The organism is Acinetobacter sp. YH12211 (assembly GCF_013418015.1).
GTDB lineage: Bacteria > Pseudomonadota > Gammaproteobacteria > Pseudomonadales > Moraxellaceae > Acinetobacter > Acinetobacter towneri.
Map to the genome: position 1 here is coordinate 1 of NZ_VPCW01000041.1, position 15502 is coordinate 15502.

General features: G+C 39.9%; 13 protein-coding genes and 1 pseudogene. 6 read left to right on the forward strand and 8 right to left on the reverse strand.

The annotated features are described in order from the left end of the window. Together FTU98_RS12845 and yaaA are read left to right on the forward strand one after the other, a co-directional pair. Positions 1–117, forward strand: a pseudogene (locus FTU98_RS12845) (transposase); the annotation flags it as partial. 328 nt (positions 118–445) lie between these two features. Beyond that, positions 446–1225 carry a peroxide stress protein YaaA gene (gene yaaA, locus FTU98_RS12850; RefSeq protein WP_004972986.1) on the forward strand — a complete coding sequence of 260 codons (780 nt, stop codon included), beginning with the start codon at positions 446–448 and terminating at the stop codon, positions 1223–1225. Between the two features lie 82 nt (positions 1226–1307). Here the strand turns inward: yaaA and FTU98_RS12855 are convergent, their stop codons facing one another. From FTU98_RS12855 to FTU98_RS12865, 3 genes are all read right to left on the reverse strand, one after another. Beyond that, the gene (locus FTU98_RS12855; protein WP_178865832.1) at positions 1308–2750 is read right to left on the reverse strand and encodes a deoxyribodipyrimidine photo-lyase; all 1443 of its coding nucleotides are present in this window, start codon (positions 2748–2750) and stop codon (positions 1308–1310) included. Positions 2751–3004: 254 nt separating this feature from the next. After that, on the reverse strand, positions 3005–3487 hold the full coding sequence (gene slyD / locus FTU98_RS12860) for a peptidylprolyl isomerase (RefSeq protein WP_096901865.1): 483 nt from the start codon (positions 3485–3487) through the stop codon (positions 3005–3007). Positions 3488–3770: 283 nt separating this feature from the next. Beyond that, positions 3771–5081 carry a D-alanyl-D-alanine carboxypeptidase family protein gene (locus FTU98_RS12865; RefSeq protein ID WP_180051510.1) on the reverse strand — a complete coding sequence of 437 codons (1311 nt, stop codon included), beginning with the start codon at positions 5079–5081 and terminating at the stop codon, positions 3771–3773. Positions 5082–5285: 204 nt separating this feature from the next. Here FTU98_RS12865 and FTU98_RS12870 point away from each other — a divergent pair, with 204 nt between their 5' ends. Continuing rightward, positions 5286–6989 carry a M61 family metallopeptidase gene (locus tag FTU98_RS12870; RefSeq protein ID WP_179997317.1) on the forward strand — a complete coding sequence of 568 codons (1704 nt, stop codon included), beginning with the start codon at positions 5286–5288 and terminating at the stop codon, positions 6987–6989. Positions 6990–7084: 95 nt separating this feature from the next. Here the strand turns inward: FTU98_RS12870 and FTU98_RS12875 are convergent, their stop codons facing one another. The 3 genes from FTU98_RS12875 to FTU98_RS12885 all read right to left on the reverse strand — a co-directional run bounded on the left by FTU98_RS12875 (position 7085) and on the right by FTU98_RS12885 (position 8633). Then, positions 7085–7870, reverse strand: coding sequence for an rRNA large subunit pseudouridine synthase E (locus tag FTU98_RS12875; protein ID WP_179991064.1), 786 nt, complete (start codon positions 7868–7870; stop codon positions 7085–7087). A 258-nt stretch (positions 7871–8128) separates the two neighbouring features. Continuing rightward, positions 8129–8395 carry a type II toxin-antitoxin system RelE/ParE family toxin gene (locus FTU98_RS12880; RefSeq protein ID WP_154320646.1) on the reverse strand — a complete coding sequence of 89 codons (267 nt, stop codon included), beginning with the start codon at positions 8393–8395 and terminating at the stop codon, positions 8129–8131. Next, positions 8349–8633, reverse strand: a complete 285-nt coding sequence (locus FTU98_RS12885) for a type II toxin-antitoxin system Phd/YefM family antitoxin (RefSeq protein ID WP_154320647.1) — start codon at positions 8631–8633, stop codon at positions 8349–8351. The genes FTU98_RS12880 and FTU98_RS12885 overlap by 47 nt, the downstream gene beginning before the upstream one ends. A gap of 380 nt (positions 8634–9013) precedes the next feature. Between FTU98_RS12885 and FTU98_RS12890 the strand changes: the two genes are divergently transcribed. Both FTU98_RS12890 and FTU98_RS12895 read left to right on the forward strand, forming a co-directional pair. After that, positions 9014–9835 (forward strand): PhzF family phenazine biosynthesis protein, encoded by an 822-nt coding sequence (locus FTU98_RS12890; RefSeq protein WP_179991074.1) that lies wholly within the window; start codon positions 9014–9016, stop codon positions 9833–9835. Between the two features lie 238 nt (positions 9836–10073). Continuing rightward, positions 10074–12890, forward strand: coding sequence for a pitrilysin family protein (locus tag FTU98_RS12895; protein ID WP_180051511.1), 2817 nt, complete (start codon positions 10074–10076; stop codon positions 12888–12890). A 96-nt stretch (positions 12891–12986) separates the two neighbouring features. On the opposite strand, the gene FTU98_RS12900 is transcribed toward FTU98_RS12895, so the two are convergent. After that, complete coding sequence (locus tag FTU98_RS12900; RefSeq protein ID WP_096901876.1) at positions 12987–14051, reverse strand: amidohydrolase; 1065 nt, start codon at positions 14049–14051, stop codon at positions 12987–12989. Positions 14052–14192: 141 nt separating this feature from the next. Further along, positions 14193–14594, reverse strand: a complete 402-nt coding sequence (locus tag FTU98_RS12905; protein ID WP_004973007.1) for a DUF3144 domain-containing protein — start codon at positions 14592–14594, stop codon at positions 14193–14195. Positions 14595–14702: 108 nt separating this feature from the next. Between FTU98_RS12905 and FTU98_RS12910 the strand changes: the two genes are divergently transcribed. Continuing rightward, positions 14703–15335 (forward strand): hypothetical protein, encoded by a 633-nt coding sequence (locus FTU98_RS12910; protein WP_180051512.1) that lies wholly within the window; start codon positions 14703–14705, stop codon positions 15333–15335. The last annotated feature ends 167 nt before the right edge of the window (positions 15336–15502 follow it).

A 15502-nucleotide genomic window follows, 5' to 3' on the forward strand; every position in this document is an offset into this window, starting at 1 on the left:
TGGAAGCAGATGAAATATTATTGGCGAGATTTTCAAGTCATGACAGCTGATAAAATAGAGCAATGGGTGGAGAGAGTATCAAACCAATTCGGAAAAGAATACATGTTTACTTTTTAATGACAGCTTAAGCAGCAAGAACAATACAACAAAATAATTTTTATTTAACCCGCTTAATTTGGGAGAGTTAAGTGGGTTTTTTATTGCCTAGAGAAATGTTGCAAGTACTATAAAAAAATAAGCTCAACTGATTAGAGTGAATCAATGTTTTTTTAAAGCAGACACTGAAATAAAAGCACCTCAGCCTCCACGTTGGATTGATTTAAGAGATCATCTTCTAGCAATACAACGCAACGTGTTTTTCCGATAGGGTTAAACAAAAACACGCATTGGAGTTTGTTGAAAGCTGCTGCTATAGTGAGCGCAGTACTTTTTATTTAGGTGGTTTATGCTCGCTTTAATTTCTCCAGCCAAGACTTTAGATTATGAAACTGCATTACCAAGCGATGAATATACTCAACCTAGATTACTTGAACATTCACAAGAGTTAATTGATGTAGCGCGTAAACTTTCTGCTACTGAACTTGCCAGTTTAATGAGTGTGAGTGAAAAAATTGCCACTTTAAATGTCGAGCGTTTTCGTGACTGGCAAGCAGAATTTGATCTTGCCAATGCGCGTCAGGCCATGTTTGCTTTTAAAGGTGATGTGTACACAGGCTTAGATGCTTATAGTTTGTCTGCTGCAGATATTGAGTTTGCTCAACAACACCTGCGTATGCTTTCTGGCTTATATGGCTTATTGCGTCCTTTAGATTTAATGATGCCGTATCGTTTGGAAATGGGCACTAAGTTGCATAATGCGCGCGGTGAAAATTTGTATCGTTTCTGGGGCGATATCATCACCAATTTAATTAACCAAGATTTAAAACATAACCAGTCGGCATTATTAGTTAATCTAGCTTCCGATGAATATTATAAGTCGGTGCAGGAAGCAAAAATTCAGGCTGAAATTATTAAACCTGTATTTTTAGATCAGAAAAATGGTAAATATAAAGTCATCAGTTTTTATGCCAAAAAAGCCCGTGGTTTGATGGCACGTTTTATCATCGAGAATAAATTAGAACGCGCAGAAGACTTAAAAGCATTCAATAGTGAAGGTTATTATTTCGATGCAGACAGTTCTTTAAAAGGCGAATTGGTCTTTAAACGTGACGAGCAAGCCGCCTAACTGTCGGTTTAATCGTTGAATCTCCCATCATGCTAACCTATGGCAGATGGGGGCGAGACTGACCAATCTCCTGTTTGTACTCTTAAAGCTGTTTAAAGGCTTCTATGGCACGTAATCGGCTAAGTTTTAAATCTACAATTGGATGCGGATAATCCAGTTTTAGATTTGGATTTTTCGCATATGGTTCATGAATATTTTTGGCATCTAAATGAGCCAGTTTAGGTAGCCATGTGCGAATATAATCACCATTGGGGTCAAACTTTTGTGATTGGCTCACAGGGTTGAAAATCCTAAAATAGGGCACTGCATCTGTACCAGTCGAGGCACACCATTGCCAGCCACCGTTATTGGCAGCCAAATCACCATCAATTAAATGTTGCATAAACCACTGTTCGCCCAAGCGCCAGTCAATTAACAGGTTTTTGCACAGAAACATTGCGCAAATCATTCTGACTCGATTATGCATCCAGCCCGTTTGCAAAAGTTGTTGCATGCCTGCATCCACAATGGGGATGCCTGTTTTTCCTTGTTGCCATGCTGCTAAACCTGCAGGATCATTTCGCCACGCCACCTGTGCGGTCTGATCTTTAAAAGGGCGGTGCTTTGAAACTTTGGGATAATCAAACAAAATATGTTGATAAAACTCACGCCACAGTAATTCATCTAACCAAGTTTGTTGCCCTGTATTTTCAAGATGAAAATGTCCTTGTGAATGCGCAAAAACCGCAGCCAGACATTGCCGAATGGAGAGAATGCCACAGTTTAAATACGCAGATAATTGGCTGGTACCAGACAACGCTGGAAAATCACGCTGTTGCTGATAATCTTGCATTTGTTCACGCGTAAAATCATCCAACAATTGCTGTGCATGTTGTTCCGTGACTGCCCATAAATTTTGTTGTGCCGTTGGAAGTGGGTCGAAACCTAAGTGTTCTAAACTTGGTACAGTAGAGAGATATTGTTCAGGAAGTTGAATCGACGTTTGAGCTTGTGGCAGAGGAAAGCAACGCGGAATACTGACACTCAACTGTTGATAGGCATACTTTTTAAATGCACTGAATACCTGATAAGGTTTCATGCTCTGATTGCGCACCGTACCCACAGGAAAAAGCGTACGGTCATGGTACAAAATCAAGTCCTGACCGTGTTGGTTCAAGGTTTGTTGAACTTCAAGATCACGTTTTAGCTCATTCACTCCCAATTCAATATTGGCATAAATATTTTGAATCGGATGAGAGTCCTTCAATGTTTGGCATAGTTGGAGCAGTGTTTGTGCAATGTCAGCCCAAGATGGTGTAATTTGAACAATCAGTGGGATATTGAGTTGTGCGAGTTCGTCTTTTAGTGCATTTAATTGACGCAAGTAAAAGTCAATTTTAATGGGCGCATCGTGATGTAAACGATATTGCTGAGGCGAAAGAATCACCACGCCAATACAAGCTCCTGCTTGGCTAGCATGCCAAAGTGCGGTGTGATCTGAAATTCTTAAATCTTGTCGGAACCAAACTAAATTATAGTTTTGCATGGGAAGAATGCTTGATGTGAGCGCTAGAAAGGTGACTTCATTATAAGCATGACTGGGTAAAATTGTCTTAAATGTGAAGGATTTATTTGACCAATAAAACAACAATGTGCTGTGTTGATTTTTCCTGTAATGATCTTTCCGCAATAGTCTGCCTGAAAGGATCTTTCAGTCATGTGCTTATCCTGAATTTTAGAATGACAAACAAAAAAGGCAAAGTAAAAATACTTTGCCTTTTGCTTCGATCAATACTGATCTTAGTGGTGATGACCACCCGCACCGTGTACGTGACCGTGATCTAATTCTTCTTGAGAAGCTTCACGGATTTCAATGATTTCAACTTCAAACGTTAAATCTTGACCAGCAAGTGGGAAGTTTGCATCAACAATTACGTTGTCGCCTTCAACTGCTTTTACAGTTACGATTTGAACGCCATCATCAGTTTGCGCTTGGAATTGCATGCCTGCTTGGATGTTGTCTACACCTTGGAACATTTGTGCAGGAACTTCTTGTACTAAGTCTGGGTTGTATTCGCCATAACCTTCAGCTGCAGGTACGTTTACAGTAAATTTTTCACCTACTGTTTTACCTTCTAACGCTTTTTCTAAACCAGGGATGATATTACCTGCACCATGCAAATAGGCAAGTGGTTCACCTTGAGATTTGTCGAGAGTTTCACCCTCTGCGTTAGTCAATGTGTAGTGGAAAGAAACCACGAGGTCATTTGCAATAGCAGTCATGTTATTGATCCATTCAATTTTTTAAGGGTACATCATAAAGTGAAACGTGGAATTTGTTATAGACATTTCTGCAAATTCTTCACTTTTCCGAGTTTTTTATGACATTTTTTAGTTAATCGGGGCAATTTTTATAATTTCAATGCAAATTTATGCGTCATACCTATAAATTTGCAGATTTTATTGCAGGCTCATTTTAAGCCCTTTGTATGATGTGTCGATGACAATAAAAAAGATGGGACATTGCCCATCTTGGTGATATTTAATTCTTGAGGATCCTCGGCTTCTAACCAAGTGAAGTTTGCTCATCTTCTACAGGTTGATGGCTAAAGAAATTAAACAAACTGCCAAACCACATCATAATTCTTTCAAAAATATTGGCTTCAACAATGTTGACTTGTTCTTCAATCGCAAAGCTATTAATCAATTGATTATTTTGATAAACGTGTACGGTTGCCAGTTTCATGACCTGTGCCAATGGCGCAGTCAGTAACTTTTCAGACAACTCAATATTGACATGCGTTTGTGTACGCTGTGCAGGTTCAAGTGTTTCTAATCCACCTTGTGCATTCGTAAGTTGTAGACGTTGAGTGCTTTGATCAAACTGCGCCAAGTTAATTGCATGTGGCTGTTCATACAGTGATGTCGTTACAAACTTTGGCTGACTGCTTTCAATCTTAAACATGCGTAAAGTCGATTTCACCACAGGCAATTCTGCAATCATTTGTTTGGGTTTAATCGCGACTTCATTACGGGTATAGCTATAGGCTAAATTTAATAATTGATGTGCCACCTCAGCGCGTTTTTGCGCACTCTTGGTTCCCATCACCACCACCACCAAACGACGTTCAGGTGCATCACTGTCCAGTGTTGGGCGGTTTGCGGTTAGGGCAAGGTTGTAGCCTGCAGCTTTGGTGAAGCCTGTTTTTAATCCATCTACACTTGGGTCTTGTCTTAATAAAATATTGGTCGCACGGTGAAAGTGCTGATTATAGGTAAAACTGGTCTGTTTTGAATAAGCCAAATAATCGGGTGTTTCAGTCACAATCGCTTGTGCCAAACGTGCCATATCTGCCGCAGAAGAATAATGGTTTGGCATGGTCACACCAGACGGATTCTGAAAATGTGTGTCTTGCATACCCAAAGCTTGCGCTTCCTGATTCATTCGGGCAATAAACTGCGGCACACCACCTGCAACACGTTCACCTAAAGTGAGTGCAGCATCGTTAGCAGACATAATAATTAAGCCTGCCAATAGCTGATCTATCGAAATCTGTTCACCTGCTTTTAGATACATTTGTGATTCATCCCACATCACTTGCTGCACCACAGGTGTTGCGGTCAAGATTTCATCTCGGTCTAATTTACCTGCCTGAATATCTTTCAGCACAATATAGGCCACCATCATTTTAGTGAGTGAAGCAGGTGCACGTTGTACGTGACTATTGTGTTCTGCAATCACTTGCCCAGATTGTGGGTCTAAAATTGCCCATGCTTCGGCTTCGACACTTTCAGCTTGAATATTCAATAATGCGGCATGCGTGATTGCGCTGCAGAGCCAGCAGAGCGCCGCAATCAGATAGATAACACGTTTCAAAGAAGTTCCTTATTTACACCAATCCATTGGTGTCACAATGGTTTTAAGCAGCAAAAACAATAACAATTGACTAGGGAATGCTATGCCTTTTTTGCTCAGATGGCTACCCATAAATGCAGACAAATCTCATCTTGACGCATCAATTGCTAAAAAAATGTTAAGCTTGTTGCCAAGTTCTTATTTATACATTTTGTATTGCCCATTATGTTGCATTATCAAATCGAATTTGACGATTATCGTCAGCATCTTATTCATGTCACCGTGCGTTTTTTGGCTAATCCTACTCAGGTTTTATCTCTACCCACTTGGATTCCAGGCAGCTATTTAATTCGTGAATTTTCCAAACATCTTGAGTCGGTACGTGCTTATGATGAAGCGGGGCGTATCCTTAAAATTCAGAAATTTGAAAAGAATAAATGGCGCTTATTTAATATCGATCATGAATTGATTACGGTGGAATATGATGTCTACGCTTATGATTTGTCAGTGCGTGGCGCTTATGTCGATCAAACCCGTTTATACGTCAATCCTGCCTGTGCCTGTTTGGGCTTAGATGGGCAAGAAGATAAAGCTATTGAAGTTGAATTATTTTTACCAGACGAGCTGAAGCATTTTCAGCTTGCGACAGGTTTGGCAGCAAAAAGTTTGGTGAAAGGGCGTTATACCTTAAAAGCCAAAAACTATGCCGAACTGATTGATGCACCGTTTGAATTGGCAGAACAAACCCGTTTTAGTTTTACCGCAGCAGATATTCCACACGAATTTGTGGTTTCGGGCAAACATGCAATGAACGCTGCGCGTATGCAGCAAGATATTGAAAAAATTTGTGCTACACAAATTACCATGTTTGGTTCTGCGCCATTTGAAAACTATACCTTTATGACCATGGCAACAGGCAATAGCTATGGCGGTTTAGAGCATCCAAACAGTACCAGTTTAATTACACCTCGTGATTATTTGCCGAAAGCTAACGAACCTGAACAACCTTCTAAAGATTATCAGCGCTTTTTAGGTCTGTGCAGCCATGAGTATTTTCATAGTTGGTTGGTGAAATTCATTCGTCCTGAAAGCTTTGTGAATTATGATCTGAATCAGGAAGGTTATACATCGCTGTTATGGATTTTTGAAGGCTTTACGTCTTATTACGATGATTTGTTATTGCTGCGTAGTGGTGTAATTGATCAGGCGGCTTATTTGGAGTTGCTCAAAGCACAAATTGATCGTTATTTGCAAAATCCGGGTCGTGCGATTCAAACGGTAGCAGAATCCAGTTTTGATGCTTGGGTCAAGTTCTATCGTCAAGATGAAAACTCGAACAATGCAGGAACCAGCTACTATAACAAAGGCTGTTTGGTGGCTTTATGTTTAGATTTGGGCTTGCGTTTACGTGGTTCAAGCTTAGATGCCTTAATGCAGAAATTGTACGCTAATGCGCAACAGGGCATTCAAGTGCATGAGCGCACTATCTTTGAATTATGTAAAGAATTGACAGGAGATGATTGGTCGGAGCAAATCCATCATTTAATTAACACGACTGATGAATTGCCGCTCGATCAGTTATTGCCTGAATTTGGCGTTGATTATCAGCTAAAACAGGATAAGTCTTTGCCGTTTGGTTTAAAATTGGCAGATAAACCTGAAGGGGTGTTGGTACAAGCTGCCCATCGTGAAGGTGCTGCGGCAAAAGCAGGACTTTCTGCGCTTGATGTGATTGTTGCGATTGATGGCTTAAAGGCATCTGTAAAATCACTTGAGCAATATGCCAAACAGGATGCAGCTTATACTGTTCATGCATTTCGCCGTGATGAGTTGATGACTTTTGAACTGAATGCTGCGCAGATTGAATTGCCAGAAGTGGCATTAAGCGTTACAGATCAGGCAAAAGTAGAACAGTGGTTAAAAGGCTGAGTTAAAGTTTAATTTAAAGTTCAGCTATAAAAAAATGGATGCTTCGGCATCCATTTTTGTATCTTGAACAAGTTGAGTTTTGACTCACCAACTCATTAACGTGCCCGACGTCCACGGCTTTTGGTATTAGGGCGTGTAGTACCATTGGTCTTACGACGAGGTTTCTCACTTTCTTCCATTTGCCAAATACGTGGCGTACCTGATTTTTTCTTGGTAGTGCCATCTTTATTTTTCTTTTGATGGATTGGCTTGCCACCCGTACCACCAGGTTTTTTCACATAAGAACGCGAGCGATACGGTTCAGCAGCAGGCACATCTTTAAAATCAGGATACAACAACGGTTCGATTTCTTTAGTTTCACCGGGTTGTAAACCCAACTGTACCAAGTCAATCGAACCAATTTTGGTGCGGATTAAACGCAAAGTTGGAAAACCAACCGCAGCCGTCATACGACGCACTTGGCGGTTGCGACCTTCACAAATTGAAATTTGAATCCACGAAGTAGGTACAGAAGCACGGAAACGTACAGGAGGATCACGCTCCCACAACCATTCAGGCTCATCGACTTTATACGCTTGCGCAGGCAAAGTCATGCCATCTTTCAGTTCCACGCCTTTACGCAATTGTGCCAAGGCATCTTCAGTGACATCACCATCGACTTGAACCAAATAGGTTTTGTATTTTTTATTGGCTGGATTGGTAATAAACTGATTCAAGCCGCCATGATCAGTCAAGAACACCAAGCCTTCCGAATCCATATCTAAACGACCAGCTAAACGTAAGTCTGGATCATCAACAAAAGCCGACATGGTGAGATGTTTTTCATCTTCACGGAATTGAGAGAGAACGTCATATGGTTTATTTAAGATGACGATTTTCATAAGAAATGCTTCTTTAAATTCAATAAATTGGGAAAATTGAGAGTATTTAAAAGGAAAAACGGGCGATTTCCAATTAAATCGCAAATACAGTGCGTTTGAGATGGCTCTATTATGCGATAAGAATGGGGGAAAGTATTGCTTATTGATAAATATTTTTTTGGTGTGCTTGCCAAAATGAGCAGCAGTATCACAACGATTAAAAACTAGAAAGCTAAGCGCTAAAAAGCCCTACAATCTGAAATTGAGGGCTAATCTAGCTTACATATTTTTATAGACAGTATCTCGCCGATCAACATCTAGGACTAATACAAGAACCCTATCGTCAATAACTTGGTACACCAATCTATATCCTGCAGATTTAAGCTTTAGTTTATAAAGATCAGAAGATCCACGTAACTTATTTTTAGGTATCTTGGGAAAATCTAAGATTGCTTCCAACTTTTTAATAAATTGTTCAGCAATTTGTGGATTTAGTTTATCAAACTTCTTCAGAGCTGCGTCTGCGAACTCTAGCTCGTAGGTCATTAATAGATACCTTTACTGTTTCTGTAGTATCAACTTGTTCAGCCAGTTTTATAAGCTCTCGATCTTCAATTAAGTCCATCATTTCTTCATATAACTCAGCAGGAACACAGTAAAAAGCAGGGGTATTTCTATTCAGAATAGCGACAGCTTCACCAAATCCTTCATTGACGACTTTCATTGGGTTTTCTTTAAGCTTCGAAACACTAGCGACAAATCGACTGTGAATAATGTTGTTCATTAGCATCACTCCACAATATGTACAGACAATATAATCAATTTAAAGACCTGATGCAAGTCCTGTTAATAGGTCTATAAAGATGCTATTACGAAATGAAAGCTAATGAATACAAATGACCGTCTTTCGTCGATTAAGCCGTATTAAATGCTGGACAAGCAATCTTCTACTTAATCAAATATTGGAATAAAGAAGGCAGCTTTTACAAACTTGGCATCACAGCCAATAACATACTTACTAGATATTACAGCTCGCTTTATGCCGAATTAATCCAAAATCAAACTACTAGGCAGATTGAAAGTATAGAAATTGGCTAGGCACTTATAGTGAAAAGAACTTAAGATGAAATAAGTGTATATATTTTTAGGATCATGAGTTCATTAATGAAAATTTACCAAGTCGATGCTTTTAGCCATGAATTATTTAAAGGCAATCCTGCTGCCGTACTTGTTAGTAAAACATGGTTAGCCGATGATTTAATGCAAAATATCGCATTGGAAAATAATCTGTCTGAAACCGCTTTTGTCAAAATGATAGATGCGGAAAACTTTGAAATTCGCTGGTTTACACCCACAACAGAAGTCGATTTTTGTGGACATGCGACACTTGCCAGCGGCTTTGTTTTATTTAAGGATTATACCGAGACAAAGACAATTCAATTTCATGTGAAAAAATTGGGGATTTTTACAGTTCAGCAACAGCAAGATGGCAAAATTTGCATGAATTTCCCAATTCGTGCTGCCCAACAAGTTGAAGATTATCCCGATATTTTACGCCAAGCTTTGACTAAACCATTTAAAAACGTCTATATCAATGCGCAAGCCTATATTGTGGAATATGAATCGGTACAAGATGTGTTAGATGAACAGCCTAACCTTGAATTATTAAAACAATTGGGACAGTTGCGCACAGCCATTACGGCACAGTCGAGTGTTGATGTTGCGATTACTGTCTCTGCAAATACACAGTATGACTGCGTATCGCGTTATTTTGCACCAGCCATGGGCATTGCAGAAGATCCTGTTACAGGTTCAATTCATACTGCAATTGCACCGCTATGGGCAGAAAAATTACAGCAAACCGAACTTGTGGCATATCAGGCTTCTGCCCGAGGTGGCGTACTGTATTGCAAGATTTTGCCTAATGATCGCATCGAAATTTCAGGTTATGCGCAGTTATATTTGCAGGGCGAAATCATGATTTAAACATGCACAGCATTAGACCTTTCATCCATTTAAAAATGTTCAAATGCAGGGTCAAAATTGAGTTTTCATTTTACTTTATTTTGGAGATGAAGCTGAGATGAGAGAAGTCTGCTGGATTTTTTTCTTGGTTTTAACTTACATCATTTGCAAATATTTACTGTGGGTTTAATTGCAGCTTGTTATGCTGTTTGCGCTCAAGTTGAAAATTGTCATATTTCATGGCAAATCAAAAAATAGAATGAAATCAATCGGGAAAAAGAAGTTGCTACGTTTTAAAACTCTCACTTTATCTTTATGTGTACTGGCATTTAATGGCGTGATTTTCGCGCAGCCAGTTTTAGTAAAATCTAAGCAAGAAATACAAGAATATCAACTTGATAATGGCTTAAAAGTCATTTTGGCACCCAATCAGAAAGAAAATAAAGTCTTTATGAATATGGTGTATTTAACGGGTTCATTGAATGATCCACAAGGCAAAGGTGGTTTGGCACACTTGTTGGAACATTTGGCATTTAAAGGTACAGAAAACGTACCTGCCGAGGAGTTTCAGCGCCGTTTAGATCAATATAGTTTAATGCACAATGCCAGCACCGACTATTACTCGACTAAATACACCAACATCATTCGTCCTGAAACTCGCGCCGTCAATGAGATGATTTATCTTGAAGCGGAACGCATGGATAAATTGGTCATGCAGGAAAAATATGTGCCTGCCGAAATTGCGATTGTAAAGCGTGAACGCGAAGTGCGTATGGATCAACCGTTTTCAGTCTTGTTAGATCAGGTGTGGAAATCGGCCTATGGTAATCAGTATTTCGGACGCTTACCCATTGGCGATTTAAACGAACTGCAATCCATTAAAATGCAGGAGTTAAATCAATTTTACCGCACATGGTACGCGCCTAATAATGCTATTTTAGTGATGACAGGCAAGTTTGATCAGGCAGCGGTGTTAAAACAAATTGATCAACATTTTAGTCCAATTGCAGCACGACAAATTCCCAAACAAGTACAAGTGCCACGATTAGACAGCAACAAAATTCAGCAACGAAATTTCGTGGTACAAAAGGGCAGTCAACTGGCCAAATTTAATCTGTATTTAAATGGCAATGACGAAAAGATCAAAACCGCTTTGGTGCTCTCACCTTATTTACATACGTTGCAACCGAGTGGGCATTTATATCAAGCACTGGTAGAAACAGGCAAAAGTACCATGGTGCAGTCCAGCACTTGGTTAGATCAAGATTTTAATTTGGTGCTGATGGGGGCTTTGTATGCACCGAATCATGATGCCAAGCAATTACAAGCTGGCTTGAATCAAAGTATCGAGCAGGCAAAAAACTTTGATGATGCCGAGTTACAACGTGTGAAAAACTTGATTCAAAATCAGGCAGACAGTGTGATGAATGATGCGGTGGCTTTGGGTGGTCGCTTGAGTGATTATGCTGTGGCTTATCAGGGTGATTGGACACAATATTGGCGTGATTTAAACAATATTCAACAGTTAAATGCAGATGAACTAAATCAGCGTTTAAAACAGTTCTTCACTGCACAGCATCGGGTCATTGGCGATATTCAGCCCACACCTGAAGATCAAAAACAGGCACTCACAGCAAAAAATAATCTAAATACAGCAAAAACTTTAGATCAGCAAGATACACCTGTTACACCTTTGAAAGATGTGAAAAGTTATCAGCAAGAAGTGACAGACTATGTGCAAAAATCTAAACAAGCTTTGATTCAAAATGAAAAAAAGATTCAGCGTGGCAGCTTAAAAAATGGTGCCAAGTATGCATTATTTCCAACTGCAACTCGTGATGATAAAACCTATGCCACTATTTCGGTAAATTTTGGTACGGCACAATCTTTATTTAAGCAGGGCGAAATTCTGGATTTAACCGCGTATTTGCTGCTGCGTGCATCTCAAGAGCATAGTTTGCAAGACATTGCCGATCAGTCAATTGCTGCAGGTGGTTCGGCTTTTGCACAAGCCGATGCTAATGCGATTCATATTCAAATTGTGGCAAAAAAAGAAAAGTTTAATGCGTTTTTTAATTTTGTTTTAGATGTCATGCAAAACCCAAGTTTTGAGCAAAGTCAGTTTGATTTAATTCGTTCTCAAAGTTTATCCAGTTTAGAACGACCTTATACCGAGCCTGAAACTGTGGCTGCTTTGACTATGGCGCGTTTAATTGAAATTTACCCGCAGGGCGATTTACGCTATCACTTCGAACCTGGATTTGCGAAGCAACAACTGCAAGCTGCAACCCAAGCGCAGGTGCAGCAGTTATATCGTCAATTTTTCGCCATGAATTATGCACAGATTGCCATTACAGGTGAGTTTGATCCGAAACAAATTAAAAAAACTTTAGTTCAGCGTTTGGGGCAATCGCGTAATACGGAAGCATATCAACGCTTAGATTCAGCCTATACGGCATATCCTGCGAAAAAGTTGCATGTATTGGCAGAACAGCGCGAATTTGGCAGTTATCAAAGTTTATTGACCTTACCTTTGGGTGTGAATCATCCTGACACACCTGCCATGATGGTGCTGAGTTATATTTTGGGTGAATCGCAATTGTCTTCACGTTTGGCACAAGAACTACGTGAAAAAAATGCATTGGTTTATGGTTTTAGTAGTGGATTGAGTTTAAGTGAATTTGAACAATCGGGTGCGCTCAGTATTTCTGCGCAATACAGTGCAGGCAAGTCGGCTCAAGTGTCACAGGCGGTGCATAAAGTGTTGCAGGATTTGCGCCGTGATGGTGTCAGCTTGCAAGAAGTTGAAGCTGCAAAAGCCGATATTTTGAAAAAACGTGTGACTGCCTTAGAAGATGAACGCAGTATCCACCGTATGTTGGTACCGCAATTAGAACAAGGTCGTGATTTACGTTACCGTGAGCGACGTGATCAAGCGTTAGCAAAACTCAGCAAAGCCGATGTAGATGCTGTGATTCAGAAATATTTACGCTTAGAACATTTGCTTGAAGTAGCCGCCGATCAATATGGTCAAGCCAATGTTGAGGTGCTGCCGTTAAAGCCGCAGTCTAAATAAAGATTCAATTTAATTTTGAGCAGATACAAAAAACGCATCCATTTCGATGCGTTTTTTGTCTTCAAGTTTGCTATCTATGCTCAATTGGCTAAAGCTTTATAAACGATAAAACTGTTTGGCATTATGATGAAACACTTGCTGCAAAGCATTTGGATGATAGGCCGCAACAATATCACTAGTCGCATCAATTAAATTGACCAAAGACGTGCTCACTCGATCCATTGGAAAATTGGAAGCAAACATCAACCGATATATTCCAAAGCTTTGTAAGGCATGCTGAATCAGTGGTGCAGTTAAATCTATAATTTCCTGTTTTGAGGCTTCACGTTTTTGCAAGTGAAATTGATGTCCTAAAACAGGCATAAATAACCCTGAAATTTTGCTGTAAACATTTGGACAGTGTGCCAACTCGGCAATATCTTCTTGCCAACGAAACAGAATGTTTTCCCGTGCTGTTTTGGTCACGCCTGTATGTGTGCCAACTTGCCCGAACAGCCCTGCAGGTGTGCCCAAATGGTCAAGTACAATAGAAGTTTCTGGAAATTGTTTAGCCAGCGCCAAGACATCGCCCAATTGGGTCGAATACGTCCATGCATCAAAACTTAAATTATATTGCGCTAAAGCTTCAAAACCTTTTAGAAACTTTTTGTTCCGATATAAATGTGGTTCGTCTGCCCAAGAGAAAATCCCGTGATCTTCATGCACGGCTGCCATTTTACGAATTCCACGGAAGTTTGGAGAGGCTTTGTGATGTAATTTTAGAATTTTCTTAAAATTAGAATCGCGCGGGTCTGCAGTGGCGACAATCGCGCCCAAAGCCAAACCATTATTTTTAAAATCCAGACTTTCTATAAATTCGGTTTCACCAACTACACCTTTGCCTTTATGGTTGTGCCAATTGGCTTCAATATGCACAACTTTTTCAGCCGTATAAAAACCTAAGTCGCGGGCATAATGCTCAGGTAAATAGGGCGATGTGACGTGCTCGGTGCGTCCCAAAGTTTCAATGAGTGTTTTCGGTTTTATCAGGCGGATGGTTTTATCTAGCAAATTGGGATGCTTGCCCAAAAGCTTAACAGCAAGTCGTGCGCTGTGTGGCGTGTTATACGGATCCCACTGATGAATATGTGCATCAATGAGTGCAAATCCTAGATTCTGCATAATGATCCTGTTTTTATGACGCTATTATTTCACTATTCAAAGCCATCATGTTACAAAAGGGAAGGGTTATTTATCGAAATCTACAAGTTTGAAAATTAGCCGCAATAAAAAAGCCCCGTAGGGCTTTGTTTATATGCAAAATTAATGATCGTGCGAGTGGTCGTGATCATGTTTATGGGTATGAAATTCTTCGTTGTGACGGAAGCGCAAATAGTTTTCAAACTGTTCGCAATATTCATCATAGTTATCTTCAAGCATCATTTGAAATTGCTGCAAGATATATGACATAACTTGGTCTTTGGCATCGCGCATTTCATTGCCATCTTTAAAATTATTGGCTGCCACCCAAGTATTAAAACGTGCAGTAGCAAATAACATGGCAGCACTCACCTGACCACGAATTTCGGCAGGTTTTACTGTGGAGCCTTTTTCAAAATGACAGAAGCCATTGGCCTGTTTAATAAATTCATCGGCACGTTCAAAAAAAGCCGCATTTAATGCTTCTTCTTCGGTTACATCGGTTGCTTCAATCTTTTGAACCATGAATTTTTCCTAAGCTAAAAATCTGAATGTTTCATTATAGGCAAAGCCTTGCAGAAACAAAACCTTTGCCTTAAGCTAAAAATAGCCTAAGCAAAATTGGAGTGGTTGATGCAAGATGCGATTGCGGTACAAAGTTTAAAAAGCGACATTGCTTTATTACGTCAAAATATTTGGCCACCCGTGCAACTTGCCCATGTTGAAGGCTTGCCGATTTATTATGGAACACGCGCAGAAGTAGCAGAATACTATAAACAATGGACAGGGTTGATTGAACGTGCACAGGATTTATTTCAGCCTTTTATGCAAGATGCAGTCATTGATGCGGTGCATTTACCCAGTCATTTGAACTTGCCCTTATTTTATTTTCATGTCGATCGGATTCGAGTGAATAAAACCCGCGCCAAAGAATCGAAAACTTTTCGGGGGATTGCCTGCCTGATCGAAAAATGTGGGCAATTTGAACCGCAGGAAATTCAGCTCATGCAGCGTTGGTTAGACAGTGATGACAATGCAGCACTGGTGGCACATCGTGAGTTTATTGATTTGCGTACTTATGTGTTTCAGCATGGGCAAAGTGACTACACGCGCACCCGTTTTTATGTGAATGGTATTGTGTTAAGTGTCGAACCACATTTTGAACTGGTCGATGCCCGAGATAAGCCACGTAAGCAGCGCAGTGACAGTTATCAAGACCCTTTGGCAGATAACCAAACATGGAAAGTATTTGGTAAATATCGTTAATCTTTTAGAAAGTTTGGAATTTGCAGATTAAATACTAATCTAACCCGAATTACGGATAAGAAAAGCCCTTGAAAAAAAGGTAGTTAGAGCCATTTAGAAAGTTACGACACAACCCAAAGGCTCTAACTACCATGTACGATTTTACAGAAATTTTTTGTATTGTTGAT